The organism is Pseudomonas sp. MF6394 (assembly GCF_002018845.1).
Taxonomy (GTDB): domain Bacteria; phylum Pseudomonadota; class Gammaproteobacteria; order Pseudomonadales; family Pseudomonadaceae; genus Aquipseudomonas; species Aquipseudomonas lactis.
On sequence record NZ_MVOJ01000002.1, the window covers coordinates 200,818 to 216,141 of the forward strand.

9 protein-coding genes are annotated in these 15,324 nt (G+C 58.7%); 3 read left to right on the plus strand and 6 right to left on the minus strand.

The annotated features are described in order from the left end of the window. Nucleotides 1-44 precede the first annotated feature (44 nt). From MF6394_RS03630 to MF6394_RS03655, 6 genes are all read right to left on the minus strand, one after another. On the minus strand, nucleotides 45-1,439 hold the full coding sequence (locus MF6394_RS03630) for an OprD family outer membrane porin (protein WP_003188488.1): 1,395 nt from the start codon (nucleotides 1,437-1,439) through the stop codon (nucleotides 45-47). 171 nt (nucleotides 1,440-1,610) lie between these two features. Next, nucleotides 1,611-3,155 (minus strand): ABC transporter substrate-binding protein, encoded by a 1,545-nt coding sequence (locus tag MF6394_RS03635; protein WP_371914722.1) that lies wholly within the window; start codon nucleotides 3,153-3,155, stop codon nucleotides 1,611-1,613. Nucleotides 3,156-3,521: 366 nt separating this feature from the next. Further along, complete coding sequence (locus tag MF6394_RS03640; RefSeq protein WP_034126282.1) at nucleotides 3,522-5,150, minus strand: ABC transporter substrate-binding protein; 1,629 nt, start codon at nucleotides 5,148-5,150, stop codon at nucleotides 3,522-3,524. Nucleotides 5,151-5,408: 258 nt separating this feature from the next. Then, a complete protein-coding gene (locus tag MF6394_RS03645) occupies nucleotides 5,409-7,010 on the minus strand; it encodes an ABC transporter substrate-binding protein (protein WP_044271574.1) in 1,602 nt (533 codons plus the stop codon). Nucleotides 7,011-7,090: 80 nt separating this feature from the next. Further along, complete coding sequence (locus MF6394_RS03650; RefSeq protein ID WP_238597272.1) at nucleotides 7,091-10,498, minus strand: dermonecrotic toxin domain-containing protein; 3,408 nt, start codon at nucleotides 10,496-10,498, stop codon at nucleotides 7,091-7,093. A gap of 146 nt (nucleotides 10,499-10,644) precedes the next feature. After that, on the minus strand, nucleotides 10,645-11,358 hold the full coding sequence (locus tag MF6394_RS03655) for an SIMPL domain-containing protein (protein WP_032893587.1): 714 nt from the start codon (nucleotides 11,356-11,358) through the stop codon (nucleotides 10,645-10,647). Nucleotides 11,359-11,563: 205 nt separating this feature from the next. On the opposite strand from MF6394_RS03655, the gene MF6394_RS03660 reads away from it, so the two are divergent. From MF6394_RS03660 to MF6394_RS03670, 3 genes are all read left to right on the plus strand, one after another. Then, nucleotides 11,564-12,826: an ATP-binding protein gene (locus MF6394_RS03660; RefSeq protein ID WP_003188495.1), complete on the plus strand. Its 1,263-nt coding sequence runs from the start codon at nucleotides 11,564-11,566 to the stop codon at nucleotides 12,824-12,826. Next, the gene (locus MF6394_RS03665) at nucleotides 12,819-13,379 is read left to right on the plus strand and encodes a response regulator transcription factor (RefSeq protein WP_003171731.1); all 561 of its coding nucleotides are present in this window, start codon (nucleotides 12,819-12,821) and stop codon (nucleotides 13,377-13,379) included. The genes MF6394_RS03660 and MF6394_RS03665 overlap by 8 nt, the downstream gene beginning before the upstream one ends. 100 nt (nucleotides 13,380-13,479) lie before the next feature. Then, the gene (locus MF6394_RS03670) at nucleotides 13,480-15,204 is read left to right on the plus strand and encodes an ABC transporter ATP-binding protein/permease (protein ID WP_078466196.1); all 1,725 of its coding nucleotides are present in this window, start codon (nucleotides 13,480-13,482) and stop codon (nucleotides 15,202-15,204) included. Nucleotides 15,205-15,324 lie beyond the last annotated feature (120 nt).

The window sequence follows — 15,324 nt, forward strand, 5'->3', positions numbered from 1 at the left end:
TAGGCGGCGGGCTCATCCTGAGCTCGCCGCCTGCCTGGCGCTAATTAAAGGATGTTGAACGGGATGGTGGTGACCAGACGGAACTCTTTGATGCTGCCGTCGGACTGGAACTCGCTGCCACGGTGCTCAACATAGGTTGCGCGCACGGTGGTGGCTTTGAGGGGGCCGCTCTGCAGTGCGTAAGAGGCGCCGACACCGTATTCCTGGTGCTTCTCGCCGTCCTGGGACTGGATGCCGTCATAGGCAAACTTGGCCCGGCCGTTGTTGCCGGTGTAGTGGGTACCGTCGATGCCCCAGCCGCGTGCCGAGTAGGCGTTGAACTTCAGGCCAGGTACGCCGTATTCAGCCATGTTGATGGCATAGGCGATCTGGAAGGATTTCTCGTTCGGGCCGTTGAAGTCAGACGTCAGGGAGTTGGCCAGGTAGATACCGTTGGTTTCGTGCAGGTAGTCGAAGTACTCGTTACCGTTCACTTGCTGGTAGCCGAAGGTCAGGCTGTGTGCCTGGTGAGTCAGGCCCAGGGAGAGGGAGAAGGTATCGTTGTCGATTTCCCCCATCTCTTTTTTGCCTTCGTCGACAGTCTTGTAGTAGTTGAAGCCGGTGGTCAGGCCCAACTGCTGCGCGTCGCCCAGTTCGTGGGTGGCGCCGAAGTAGTACTGGTTCCAGAAGTCCTTCACGTTGGCGGCGAAGAAGCTGGTCTTCAGGCTTTTCAGTGGCTGGTAGTTCACACCCAGGGTCGACACTTTGTCGGTTTCTGCGCCATTGCCGTATTCGCTGCGGAATTTCGACAGGCTCTGCTCGCTACGTGGCGAAACGCGGTCAAACACGCCACCCTGGAACGACAGGTTGCTGAATTCTTCGCTGTTGAAGCTCACACCCTGGAAGCTGGAAGGCAGGGCACGGTTGCCGATGGTGTCGACGATGCCGCTGCTGAAGTTCTGGCGACCGGCGGTCAGTGTGGTGTTGGACACACGGAACTGCACGTTGGCCAGGCCCAGTTTGCTCCACTGGTCGACGGCGTCGCCGTTGGAGTCGGCCAGGGTACGGTTGGAGCCGCCTTTGATATCACGCTTGCTGCGGTCCAGCACCAGGGCGTTGTACACCGCCACTTCAGTCTTGACCCCAACGGTGCCCTGGGTGAAACCCGAGCTGGCGTTGAGGATGGTGCCTTGCACCCAGTTGGTACGGTTGCGATCGGTCAGGGTCTGGCCGTGCTTCTGGTACGAGAAGGTGCCCCCACGGTATTTGCTTTCATGGGAGTACCAGTTACGCGTGGTGCCGCCCAGGCTGAAATCTTCGATAAAGCCTTTGGCCTCGCTTTGGGCGCTGGTGCCGGCCAGGGTGGTAGGAACGAAGTCCTGGCTTTGCGTTTCAGCGTAGGCGGTGGCCGTGATGCTGCTGATGGCCAAGGCCAGAAGCGCTTTGCTGCTCAGTTTCATGGGTGAAGCTCCTTTGGTTCTCTTTTTTAATGCCGGTCTTTTTGGGTGATCCGGCTATTGGGTGTGGAACTCGTTCAAGCTAATGCAAACGTTTGGCGTAGGAAATTTCCCAACAAAAGCCTGCACGTTTGCCGGGAAGCCGATTTCGCTCCCCGCCATCCGGTTATTGTCTTATGGGTTGATGCTGACGCCCGAGAACACGTTGCGGCCGAAGGGGCTTACCTTGAAGCCTTCGACTTTGGCGCTTAACGGCTGGTTGACCGTCGAGTGGGCGATGGGCGTGATCGGCACCTGCTGCTTGAGCAGTTGCTGCGCCTGTTTGTACAGAACAGTCCTTTGTTCGCGGTCGGTCACGACCTTGGCTTGCTTGATCAGCTTGTCGTACGCCGGGTCGCACCACATGGAGTAGTTGTTCCCGCCGATGGCGTCGCAGCTGTAGAGGGTGCCGAGCCAGTTGTCCGGGTCACCATTGTCGCCGGTCCAGCCGATCAGGCTGACATCGTGCTCACCGTTCTTGGTGCGCTTGATGTACTCGCCCCACTCATAGCTGACGATCTTGACCTTGAGGCCGATCTTGGCCCAGTCGTTCTGCAGCATCTCGGCCATCAGCTTGGCGTTGGGGTTGTACGGGCGCTGTACCGGCATGGCCCACAAGGTGATCTCGGTGCCTTCCTTGACGCCGGCGGCCTTGAGCAACTCCTTGGCTTTTTCCGGGTTGTAGGCGGCGTCCTTGATGCTGTCGTCGTAAGACCACTGCGTCGGCGGCATGGCGTTGACCGCCAGTTGCCCGGCGCCCTGGTACACGGCGTTGAGGATGCTCTGCTTGTTCACCGCCATGTCCAGCGCCTGGCGTACTTCAAGCTGATCGAACGGCTTGTGGCGTACGTTGTAGGAGATATAGCCGAGGTTAAAGCCCGGCTTGGTCAGCAGTTGCAGGTTCGGGTCGGCCTTGAGGGCGTCGACATCGGCGGGGCGTGGATGCAGGGTCACCTGGCATTCGCCGGCCTTGAGTTTTTGCACGCGTACCGAGGCGTCGGTGTTGATGGCGAAGATCAGTTGGTCCAGCTTGACGCGGCTCGGGTCCCAGTACTGTTTGTTGCCCACGTAGCGGATCTGCGAGTCTTTCTGGTAACGCTGGAACACGAACGGGCCAGTGCCGATCGGCTTCTGGTTGATGTCGCTGGGCCGGCCTTGCTTGAGCAACTGCTCGGCGTATTCGGCCGAAAGGATCGCGGCAAAGCTCATGGCGATGTTCTGCACAAACGCGGCGTCCACCGTGTTCAGGGTCATCACCACAGTGTAGGGGCCTGTTTTCTCGACCTTGGCGATGTTCTTGTTCAGGCTCATCCCGTTGAAGTACGGAAACTCGGTAGGGTAGGCCTTGCGAAACGGGTGGTCGGGGTCAAGCATGCGGTTGAAGGTGAACAGCACGTCGTCGGCGTTGAAGTCGCGCGTCGGCTTGAATTCCTTGTTGCTGTGGAACTTCACCCCTTCACGCAGGTGGAAGGTGTAGGTCAGGCCATCCGGGGAGATATCCCACTTGGTTGCCAGCCCAGGGACGACGTCGGTGGCGCCTTTTTCGAACTCCACCAAACGGTTATACAAAGGCTCCGCCGCATCGTTGTCGGTGGCGGTGGTGTATTGCGCAGTGTCAAACCCTGCCGGGCTGCCTTCGGAGCAGAACACCAGGCTCTTCTTCTCGGCGGCTTGGCCCATCGTGGCCACGGCCAGCAGGCTGGTGGCAAACAGAGCGGATACAACGGTTGTATGGCGCATGACGATCCCCGTCCTTGTTTGTAGTTATCAACAGCGAGCCTTGCTTCTGGCGTAAAGCCAGGCAAACCTCACTGATCCCACACACAGCAAGTGCCCTTCCCCAGAATGATGCCTCTGCTGTCCTACGACCTTATGGGGCGTTGACCTTGCAGTAAATGCGTCAATTCTGACTGACCTTGTAGGCAACGGAGGCACGGGTCGCAGTTCATTGCTGTAAGACGGCAACGCTTGCAAACGTAGTCTGTTTCCGAAGGTCCAGGCGGATGGAATAACGGCGACGTTATGAAACGTCGCCGTTATTGATCCTTACTTGCCGCTGACGCTAACGCCGTAGAAGGAGTTCAAGCCAAACGGGCTGATCTTGAAATCCTGCACGGTATTACGCATGGGTTGATACACCGTCGAGTGCGCGATAGGTGTCATCGGGACTGCATCTTTGAGGATATGTTGCGCCTGCTTATACAGCTCGGTGCGTTTGGCGACATCCGATGTGGCCTTGGCTTCTTTAACGATGCCGTCGAATTTCTTGTCGCACCATTTGGAGAAGTTGTTGCCCGACAGCGAGTCGCAGCCGAACAGCACGTTCAGCCAGTTGTCCGGGTCACCATTGTCGCCGCTCCAGCCAATGATCATGGCCTGGTTCTCGCCGCCTTTGGAGCGCTTGATGTACTCGCCCCACTCGTAGCTGACGATGTTGACCTTCAGGCCGATCTGTTTCCAGTCGTTCTGCAGCATCTCGGCCATCAATTTGGCGTTGGGGTTGTAGGGGCGCTGGACCGGCATGGCCCACAGGGTGATCTCGGTGCCTTCCTTGACGCCAGCGGCCTTGAGCAATTCCTTGGCCTTGGCAGGATCGTACTTGGCATCCTTGATGGTGGTGTCATAGGACCACTGGGTCGGCGGCATGGCGTTGACCGCCAGTTGGCCGGCACCCTGATACACGGAGTCGATGATCTGCTGCTTGTTCACCGACATGTCCAGGGCTTCACGGACGCGCAGGTCAGCCAGCGGGTTCGCGGCGGTCTGGCCCTTGAGTACAGGCATGACGTTATAGGCGATGTAGCCCAAGTTGAAACCGGCCTGGTGCGGCAGTTTCAGGTCCTTGTCCTCACCCAGCGCCTTGAGGTCGGCCGGACGTGGGAACAGGGTGATCTGGCATTCGTTTTTCTTGAGTTTCTGGATACGCACCGACGGGTCGGTGGTGATAGCGAAGATCAGGTTATCGATCTTCACGTCTTCAGGTTTCCAGTAGTCCTTGTTGCCGGTGTAGCGAATGTTCGAGTCTTTCTGGTAGCTCTTGAACACGAACGGGCCAGTGCCGACCGGCTTCTGGTTGATGTCGGCAGGCTTGCCTTCCTTCAACAACTGCGCAGCGTATTCGGCGGACTGGATCGAGGCGAAGCTCATGGCCAGGTTCTGGATGAACGCGGCGTCCACGGTGCCAAGGGTGAACTTGACGGTGTGGTCATCGATTTTTTCGATGTTCTTGATGTTGGTGTCCATCCCCATGTCCGTGAAGTACGGGAACTCGGTGGGGTAGGCCTTACGGAATGGATCGTCTTTATTGATCATCCGGTTGAAGGTAAACAGTACGTCGTCAGCCGAAAATTCACGAGTTGGCTTGAAGTACGGGGTGGTATGGAACTTGACGCCTTCGCGAAGGTGGAAGGTGTACGTCAGGCCATCCGGGGACACGTCCCAGCTAGTGGCCAGGCCAGGAACGACGGCGGTGCCACCACGTTCGAACTGGCTCAGGCGGTTGAACATGGTTTCGGCCGAGGCATCGAAGTCTGTTCCGGTGGTGTACTGGCCTGGATCAAAACCGGCCGGGCTCCCTTCGGAGCAGAACACCAGGTTAGTTGCCGCAAGGGCTACGGGGGCTGCGGCCATAAGGCCAGCGCTCACTAATAACGGAAGGACTGCGTGTTTAAGCATGTTGGCCTCATGATTTGTTGTCATTTTTGGTGGTGAGGGCGACCTCGTGAGTCGGCCTGCGGATACTTATGCAGGCGCCATACCCAATGCAAGATGCAGAGCGGTTGCAAAGGGAAAACTGTGGTACGAACGTACAGGAATGTCGCAATTATGAAAGTTTCGACACAAAAGTGCTTGTTTGGAGGGTTTTTTCGGTGCAAATCGCGCACCAAAAAAGCCCAGCCGAGGCGTCTAGCGCACTCGGTTGGGGCGCGGCTGTTACTTATCTAGACCCACACCGTAGAACGGCGTTAGCCCAAACGGGCTGATCTTGAAGTCCTGCACTTGCTTGCGCATAGGCTGGAAAACCGTCGAGTTCGCAATAGGCGTTATAGGTACTTGTTCCTTAAGGATTTTCTGTGCCTGTTGATACCACTTGATGCGCTGCTCGCGGTCGCTGCTGACCTTGGCCTGCTGCACCAGCTTGTCGTAGGCCGGGTTACACCATTTGGCGTAGTTGCTGCCCTTGACTGCGGCACAACTGTAGAGCACGCCCAGCCAGTTATCGGGGTCGCCGTTGTCGCCGGTCCAGCCATAAATCATTGCATCGTGTTCGCCATTTTTGGCGCGCTTGATGTATTCGCCCCACTCATAGCTGACGATGTTGGCCTTGATGCCCACCTTGGCCCAATCCTGTTGAATCATTTGTGCGGACATCCGCGCATTCGGGTTTGAGGCGCGTTGAACGGTCATTGCCCACAGGTTGATGGTGGTACCTGGTGCAACCCCTGCTTCTTTTAGTAGCAACCGTGCCTTGGTCGGGTCGTAGGGGGCGTCCTGGATATTCGGGTCATAAGACCACTGCGCGGGAGGCAGTGCGTTCTGCGCCAATTGCCCGGCGCCCTGGTACACGGCCTTGATGATCGCGGGCTTGTCGATGGCCATGTCCAGGGCCTGGCGCACCTTGAGTTGATCCAGCGGCGGGTGAGTCACGTTATAGGCCAAAAACCCCAGGTTGAAGCCTGCTTGTTGCAACACGCGCAGGTTGGGGTCTTGTTTCATGACCTCGATATCGGCAGGGCGCGGGTAACCGCTGACCTGGCATTCGCCCGCCTTGAGTTTTTGCAGGCGTGCGGCGGCGTCCGGGGTGATGGCGAACACCAGGTTGTCGAGCTTCACGTCCTCGGGTTTCCAATACTGTTTATTGGCCACGTAGCGGATCTGCGAGTCCTTCTGATAGCGCTTGAACACAAACGGCCCGGTACCGACCGGTTGCTGATTGATCTGTTCGGCCTTGCCTTCTTTCAACAGTTGGGCGGCGTATTCGGCCGATTGCACCGAGGCGAAACTCATGGCCAGGTTTTGCACGAACGAAGCATCGACCGTGTTCAGGTTGAACCGCACGCTGTGCTCGTCGAGTTTTTCGACGCTCTTGATCGTGGTGTTCAAGCCCATGTCGGTGAAGTAGGGCGACTCGGAGGGGTAGGCCTTGCGAAACGGGCTCTGGGCATCGAGCAGGCGATTAAAAGTGAACAGCACGTCATCGGCGTTGAAATCGCGGGTCGGAGTGAAGAAGTCGGTGGTGTGGAACTTGACGCCTTCACGCAGGTGAAAGGTGTACGTCAGGCCATCCTTCGAAACATCCCAGCTCGTCGCCAGACCAGGTTCGACCTCGGTGCCGCCGCGCTTGAACTGGGTCAGGCGGTTGAACACAGTTTCGGCGGACGCATCGAAGTCGGTACCGCTGGTGTATTGGCTGGGATCGAAGCCGGCGGGGCTGGCTTCGGAGCAGTAGACCAGGGTCGTGGCGGCCTGGGCCATCGGCATAAAGGCCGCAAGGCTTGCGGCGAGGAGCAGTGGCTTGACGGCGATTCTTTGCATAAAGACCCCTGAAATGGCGGGCATATTAAAGCTGCCCAAACGAAAACGGCGGTGACCGAGGTTACCGCCGTTCAGCTGGCTTAGGTAGGGGATACGTTTATGCGGGGGGAGACTTCTATCCGGATGGGAGCCGATTTGTCGATTGTAACGGGCGGGCCGTCTATTTCATTACTTTTACGAAGGGTGAAAGTTCGAGTGGCTGTTATGTTCACGTCATCGGCGAGGGTGGACTCACCTCTAACCGCATATTTCAGGCGCCATTGGGTGGTTATTATGACCTCGGTCTCGTTTTTTAAAGGGTTGTAGTCGATGAAGTACTGCCTGTCGCCAACGCCGCTGCTAAAGCCGGGCTTCACGCGTGGAGGCTGCAATTCAAACCACACAGGAGCGGAAGAGCCTTGATGAGCAACCTCTGAAATGGCCGCTCGCATGTCAGGATCGGGCACGATGTGCTCAAATTTATCGATCCCGTCCCTTATAAGACCCTCACGAATCGGCTCTTCTAAGTTATTGGGGATAGTCATTCCTGCTATCTGCCGAGATATGTCGATTTCAACGTTCTCCCGGCCAGGGCGCCTTATTGTGTAAGGGTCTCGGTTGATGTCTTTGATAAATTGTTCGGAGTAATCGCTGGTACCGAACGGGGATGAGGAGGCTCTTTCCGATGCGGATACCGTGAAATCCCCGCTGTCGGCTGTCCAAGAAAAGACAGGGCGATTCTTTAAAACACCGTTCTCCTCCTCGACGCTGATGCCATATTTATAGTTCGCTTGCTCTTCAACGTGGAAATACTTGTCGAATATGTCAGCGCCTTTCATTTTGGTACCGTCTAACTCAATAAAATTATCCGATACCTGTGCAGGGGTTTTTATATCGTTACTGAGTGTCGGGGACTCAGTTCGCGGCCACGGCCACTGCCACCTCACCCCGCCATCGCCCGGGGCACGGGCCCACTCTCCATCACGCCCGGGTGTGATGATCATCAGTCCCGCGCCGTTATCAGGGTTGATGACTCGGGCAAACACATCGCCGGTGCGGTAACGCCCCGATATCTCAAATACCTTGCTCGCCCCCGTCTCATCGGTAAGGCGCACGAATTGGCGCAGTGCTCCCTGGCTGTCGGATATTCGGTAGACACCCAGCGCGTCGCGGGGCGCATCCTTTATCAACTGTTCACCCTCGGGGACAGCATAGGGCGCCATCGGCAGTAGGGGGCGGGATTTTGGCGCCGCAGCCCCCGCGTCGTTGACCACCTGAGTACCGCTGGATGGCCCGGGTTTTGGTTCTTCAATTTCGGTGACTTGTGGTTGAACAAGCGGGTTTCTCACCGGCAGTTCTTTCTTCGGCGGCAGTGCAAAAGGATCTTCAGGGACGGTACTCGCCCCGATGGAAAATAATGTGTTCAGCACACCATCGAGTGCTCGGGAGGCCCCGTTGTCGCGTTCCGCCTCGGTGTCTCCGGACGCGGATTGTTCGAACCCCAACCCCAATTCGGTCAACCCGGCAATTACTGCGGCGCCGGTGACCGGTGCCGCGATGGGGGCAAGCTTGGCCAGTAACCCCGCGGCCACGGTAATGTCATTGAGCCAGGTATCCCGCGTCACTTCGCTGTTGGATTTGACGACAACGTCGGTATCACTCGTCATGCGCTGTTTGGCAGCGGTTGCCAGGGTGGAAAACACGTCCCCCTCGATCTTTGACTGACTGCTTTTATTCAGCGGTGTTTTCAGAGCGCCGGCGGCCATTTTCTTGAAGAGGGCGTCCAGGCCATCTTGCGTGTCGCCAATACCTGTAAAGCTCCCGCCCGGTACGAACCCGCTTGCCAGTTGTATGAGAACGCCAGGCTTACGGTTCTGACGATCAGCCAGCGAAAAGTGCGCGAGCAGCGACTGGCTTTTTTTCGGGTCCTTGGTCTGGTCAATCACCCATTGATTGAGCTTGTCCAAGGAGTCGAAGCGCAGAAATGCTGGTTTGGCTCCAGGTAGGTAAAGCACTTGCCGGCCAGCGTCGTCGTTGCTGAATCGAAGAATGTCGCTGGATATAAAGCCGTGGATATCAAGGGCATGGACTTGGGGGGTGCTGTTTACTGGCGCTTTAGCCTGCAGCTGTTCAAGGCTCAGGGGGGTGTTTTCGTCGAGTGGAATATTGTTCGCCGCTGCCATTACCAGGCTGTAGTCGCCACGGGTGAACTGATGTTCGGGGGCTTGTAACGCTCGCTCAGCAGGTGACCCGGCTTCGGCGTTCTTCAGTTGTTCCCGGGCCTGGGAAACGAACTCGCCCTTGATTACCGTCTGGTAGTCATCGGTATGCGCGCTCCAGAACGCGTCGAATTTCTGGGTCATCTGGGCCTGAAAGTCGGTTTTCCAGCTTTCGTGCATTACTTGGGACGGCTTGAGGTCGATTTGATTGTGTTTTCCGTAGCCGCCGTTTTCGCTTTGCCCGGCAGGCTGGGTATACAAACCCGCGTCGAGGTCCAGGTTGCCAGGCACCCAGTCGTGCTCGGAGAAGTTTTTCAGCAGGGCGTCGGGCAAGCGCAGCGAAGACCAGGGCTCCTGGAATGTGTGTTCCCAGCCGGTCGCCGTGTCCGCGCTTTCGCCACCTTTGAAGCGATTCAAGTAGACGGTGTCGGAGTCGATAGGTTTGCCCGTGAGTTTGAGCAGCAGGTCATCCGCCCACTTCTTGGCTTCTGCCCGCGTATTGGGCAGATTGTTGGCCACGTCAACCGCCAGGCGCTTGTAAGCCAAGGCCTGTGGTGCGGTGCTGTAGTACCTGGCGGCGTTGTGTTGTTGCACTAGCAGCGCCTGTGCCGAGCGGCTGCTGGCAGGGCGCAGGCGGTCATCGGCGGGGATAGGGTCGAAGGTGTCTTTATGTTCCAGGTGCCTGATTTGCGCACGGGCCTGTGTCAGTGTTTGCGGCAGGGTAACGCCTTCAAAGTTGGCCACCACTTTTGCGCTGACCTGTATGGAGTCCTCGCGCAGCCTCACACGCAAATCACCGTTATTGCCAGGGGCGATAACTTTTGCGGCGTCCAGCAATGGCCCTGAAATTTGCCCCCAGCCTGATGTATCCGACAGTTGAAAGGTTTTGGTTTTGCCCTCGACCTCGGCCGACAAGGTACCGGTAGAGGGGTTGATTGAAAGCAGGGTGTCCGCAGCGAAGTGTTGTGCGCGCAGCCAACTCTGGACAACGGAGTTTTCCAAAAGCCTGCGATACAGCCCAAGCCATTGACCCAGGGTACTTTGGGGCGGGACGGTTATAAGCCCGGCATTGCCGTGTAAGACCTTGCGCTGTGCGGCCTCGAGGTAGGCCTTGAGCAGTGCTGTTTCGTCGGGTTGGACGGGATTGGCTGTTGGCGGGACTGCGGGTGGCGTCTGCGTTTGAGTGCTCGGCGTCGGATAGGCGATTCCCGATGGCAGTGATGCAGAGGGTATTGGGTTGATTGATAGGGACATGAATTCGGCTCTCATTGTGTGAATAAATGCCAGCACAGCCCTCCCTGGTAGCTATGGCAGTAATGAGTCGTGAAAGCCGGGCACTTGATTCCTGCGAGATATGCTGCTGGATATGACGTGGCGCCAACGCAAAAAAAAGGCGCACGCCCCGTGGGGCTGCGCCTCTGTCCTGTCTAAAAAAGTTACTGTAAAACTTCGATCACGCCGTCGGCACTCATAGTGACCTGGCTGGTGCCGGCTTCCACTTCAGGCGTCGGCGCTGAATCGGCCATGGCGGCCTTCATCATCATGCCGCCATTGCGGGCGTAGGGCATCGGGTAGCCATTGGTGTTGAAGTTCAGGTTGACGATCTTGTAGCCCTTGCCGCCGAGTGCATCGGTAGCCAGTTGCGCGCGCGCCTTGAACGCCGCCACCGCGTCTTTGAGCAGCGCATCTTCGCTGGCCTTGCGGGTGGCGTCGGCGATGGCGAAGTCCATGCTGTCCATTTTCAAGGTGTTCAACAACTCGCCGGTGAGTTTGGACAGCGCCGGGAAGTCCGCGCTTTCCAGGCGCAACTCGGCGCGTTCACGCCAGCCGGTGATCTTCTGGTTCTTGCTGTCGTAGATCGGGTAGCTGTTGCGGCTGCCCTGGCGCAAGGTCACGCCTTTGACTTCGCGCGCCTGGCCCAGGGCCTGGTTCAGGGTGGTGGTTATTTCGGCGGCGAGCTTGGCCGGGTCGGCGTTTTGCGATTCGGTGTAAAGGGTGACGATCATCTTGTCGCGGGCCACTTCCTGGCTGGCTTCGGCGCGCAGGGAGATCTGGTTGTAATGCAATGCATCGGCGGCCATGGCCGGCAGGCTGGCCAGGGCGCTGGCGCTGAGGGTAATGATGGCTGCACTGCGAATGAAACGAGACATGGAAGCTCCTTGAGATAGTCGTGCTCGGTAAGACTGTAGACGTTGGCACTGGGTTCTTCGGGTTTACACATTACCTACAAGTGATGCGGGCGCCGACGAACGGTCATTTGCCCGGCCTGCGTCAAAGAGCCACACACGCCGTGCCAGTAGGTCTGCTTCGTTTATACTCGTGCCGATCCGCCTGCAGCGCTCACCGGGAGAGCTCATGCTCGCCGCCGTAAAACTGACTTCCGCCACTCGCCAGAACCTTTGGCGCCTGACGTTCATTCGCACCCTGGTATTGGCCGCACAGGCCGGTTCCGTCGGGCTTGCCTATTGGTTCGACCTGCTGCCGCTGCCCTGGCTGCAACTGGCCGTGACCCTGGGTTTTTCCACCGTATTGTGTGTGTTCACCGCCATACGATTGCGTACCACCTGGCCTGTGACCGAGCTGGAGTACGCCCTGCAACTGGCCTGTGACCTGTTTATCCACAGCGTGTTGCTGTACTTCTCCGGCGGTTCCACCAACCCCTTTGTCTCCTACTACCTGGTGCCTTTGACCATCGCCGCCGTGACCCTGCCGTGGCGCTATTCGGTGGTGCTGTCGGGCATCGCGCTGACGCTGTACACCTTGCTGTTGGCGCAGTTCTACCCCTTGCAGACATTCCCCATCGCCCGGGAAAACCTGCAGATCTACGGGATGTGGTTGAGCTTCGCCCTGTCGGCGGCAGTCATTACCTTCTTCGCCGCACGCATGGCCGAAGAACTGCGCCGCCAGGAAGAACTGCGCGCCATTCGCCGGGAAGAGGGCCTGCGTGACCAGCAGTTGCTGGCCGTTGCCACCCAGGCCGCCGGCGCCGCCCATGAGTTGGGCACGCCGCTGGCGACCATGAGCGTGCTGCTCAAGGAAATGACCCAGGACCATCACGACCCGGCCCTGCAGGACGATTTGAGCGTACTGCAGGAGCAGGTCAAACAGTGCAAGCTAACGCTCCAGCAACTGGTGCGCGCCGCCGAAGCCAATCGCCGTCTGGCGGTAGAAATGCAAGACGTCACCCAGTGGCTCGATGAGGCGCTCAACCGCTGGCACCTGATGCGTCCCGAAGCCAGTTACCGTTTCAACCTGCTGGGCCAAGGCAGCGTCCCGCGCATGGCGCCACCGCCGGACCTGACCCAGGCGCTGCTCAACTTGCTGAATAATGCCGCCGACGCCTGCCCTGAAGGCCTCGGTGTGCAGTTGGACTGGGACGCCGAAAACGTCACCATCAGCATTCGTGACCATGGCGCGGGCGTGCCGTTGGCCATTGCCGAGCAGATCGGCAAACCCTTCTTTACCACCAAGGGCAAAGGCTTCGGCCTGGGCCTGTTTTTGAGCAAGGCCAGCGTGACCCGCGCGGGCGGCTCAGTGAAGCTCTATAGTCATGAGGAAGGTGGCACGCTCACCGAGCTGCGCCTGCCCCGTGTCGCACGAGGAGATATCGATGAGTGACGAGATCCAAGTCGAAGGCGAAGAACTGCCGCACCTGTTGCTGGTAGATGACGACGCGACCTTTACCCGCGTGATGGCACGCGCCATGAGCCGGCGCGGTTTTCGCGTCAGCACCGCAGGCTCTGCCGAAGAGGGCCTGACCATCGCCCAGGCCGACCTGCCGGACTACGCTGCCCTGGACCTGAAAATGGACGGCGACTCGGGCCTGGTGCTGCTGCCCAAGCTGCTGGAACTCGACCCGGAAATGCGCGTGGTGATCCTCACCGGTTACTCCAGCATCGCCACCGCCGTCGAGGCGATCAAACGCGGCGCCTGCAATTACCTGTGCAAGCCGGCGGATGCCGACGACGTGCTGGCCGCCTTGCTGTCCGAGCATGCCGACCTTGACACCCTGGTGCCGGAAAACCCGATGTCGGTAGACCGCCTGCAGTGGGAACATATCCAGCGTGTGTTGACCGAACACGAAGGCAATATCTCCGCCACCGCCCGCGCCCTGGGCATGCACCGCCGCACGCTGCAACGCAAGCTGCAGAAGCGCCCGGTGCGACGCTGAACGGCGACTGAACAACCCGCTTCAGGCTGCACGGACGCACGAACCGATCACCTATGATCGGTTCAAACGCCTGTCACTTTTTTCCTACCGAGCCTGAACGATGAATCAGAACGCTGAATACCGCGCGGTCAACGATGCGGTGCGTGGGCACTTCTTCCGCCGAACCTGGGCCATGATCACACCCTATTGGCGCAGCGAAGAGAAGGGCAGGGCCTGGCTGTTGCTGGCCGCAGTGATTGGCCTGTCGCTGTTCAGCGTGGCGATCTCCGTGTGGATCAACCATTGGTACAAGGACTTCTACAACGCCCTGGAGAAGAAGGACACCGCGGCCTTCTGGCAACTGATCGGCTATTTCGGCGGGATCGCGGCGGTGGCGATACTCGGTGCGGTGTACCGCCTGTACCTGACCCAGATGCTGACGATCCGCTGGCGCGCCTGGCTCACCGAAAAACACTTCAGCCGTTGGCTCGCCCACAAGAATTACTACCAGCTGGAGCAGGGCGGCTACACCGACAACCCGGACCAGCGGATTTCCGAAGACCTCAACAACTTCACCTCTGGCACCTTGAGCCTGGGCCTGGGGTTGCTGCGCAACGTGGTCAGCCTGGTGTCATTCTCGATCATCCTGTGGGGTGTCTCGGGCAGCATCGAGGTGTTCGGCGTCACCATCCCCGGCTACATGTTCTGGTGTGCGTTGCTGTACGCCGCCGTGGGCAGTTGGCTGACGCACCTGATCGGCCGGCGCTTGATCGGCCTGAGCAACCAGCAACAACGCTTTGAGGCGGACCTGCGTTTTTCCATGGTGCGGGTGCGTGAGAATGCCGAAAGTATCGCCCTGTACAACGGCGAACCGAATGAAAGGCAGCGCCTGAGCACGCGCTTCGGCAAGGTCTGGCAGAACTTCTGGGACATCATGAAAGTGTCCAAGCGCCTGACCTTTTTCACCGCCGGTTACAGCCAGATCGCGATCATCTTCCCGTTTATCGTCGCCGCGCCGCGCTACTTCACCGGCAAGATCGAGCTGGGCGAGCTGATGCAAATCAACTCGGCGTTCGGCAACGTACAAGAGAACTTCAGCTGGTTTATCAACGCCTATTCGGAGCTGGCGACATGGCGCGCCACCAGCGACCGTCTGCTGAGTTTCCAGCAAGCCATGAGCGACAACGAGCAACGCACGCCGGCGATCGACGTGCGCCCTGAAGGCGAGCGCCTGGTGATCAAAGACTTGGGCATGGACCTGGCCGACGGCCGCCATTTGCTCACCGACGCCGACATGACCGTGGAGCCTGGCCAGCGCGTCATGCTCAGCGGGCGTTCCGGCAGCGGCAAGAGCACGTTGCTGCGGGCGATGGGGCATCTGTGGCCGGCCGGGCATGGCAGCATTCGCCTGCCGGCGACACGCTACCTGTTCCTGCCGCAAAAGCCTTATTTGCCGATTGGTACGCTCAAGGCCGTGTTGAGTTATCCACAGGACGACAGCGTCTATGCACCAGAACGTTATGCACAGGTGCTGGAAACCTGTCGCCTGCCCCATCTGGTCAATCGCCTGGATGAAGCCAACCACTGGCAACGCATGCTCTCGCCCGGCGAACAACAGCGCCTGGCCTTTGCCCGTGCGTTGTTGTTTGCACCGCAATGGCTGTACATGGATGAGGCGACCTCGGCGATGGATGAAGAAGACGAGGCAACCCTGTACCAGGCGTTGATTGATGAACTGCCAGGACTGAGCATCGTCAGCGTCGGCCACCGCAGCAGCCTCAAGCGTTTCCATGGTCGGCATGTGCGCATTGACGGTGGTCGGTTGCAGGAGCAGCCGGTGTCTTAAGGCTCAAACGCGGTCAAAAAGGTGGGAGCGGGCTTGCTCGCGAATGCGGTGTATCAATCAAAACGTCAGTGACTGACACGGCGCATTCGCGAGCAAGCCCGCTCCCACATTGGATCTGCG